Source organism: Citrobacter sp. Cf088, from assembly GCF_030334295.1.
Lineage (GTDB): Bacteria > Pseudomonadota > Gammaproteobacteria > Enterobacterales > Enterobacteriaceae > Citrobacter > Citrobacter freundii.
The window spans coordinates 1-291 of the sequence record NZ_JAOWEE010000011.1 but is presented as its reverse complement, the minus strand read 5'-3'; the positions used below and the strand labels follow the sequence as shown (position 1 = coordinate 291).

General features: G+C 42.6%; 1 pseudogene. It reads left to right on the top strand.

Annotated features, from left to right (window positions below):
* A pseudogene (locus OGV71_RS00065) lies at positions 1-291 on the top strand (T6SS immunity protein Tli3 family protein); the annotation flags it as partial.

Here is a 291-nt window from a genome sequence, read left to right as displayed (position 1 = left end):
AGTGGTGGTGGTCAATAACCAGGCGTTTATTACCACCTCGAAAAATCATTTGTATATGAGTTCATACCCTTTTGACGACCCGCGTTTAAAGCCGGGTGGTCCGGGTATAGATTATCAATACTTCGATGATACCGACTATCTCTCTATATATACAGACGGAAAGAAAAAATCTAAAGGAAAATATTATTATGGTCATACCCGTCCTGAATCTCCAGGTGCTGCCTGGGGAACAGTGGTGTTTATGAAAGCATCCCTGGCCCATTTAACGGAGGGATATAAGGCCAACTATCA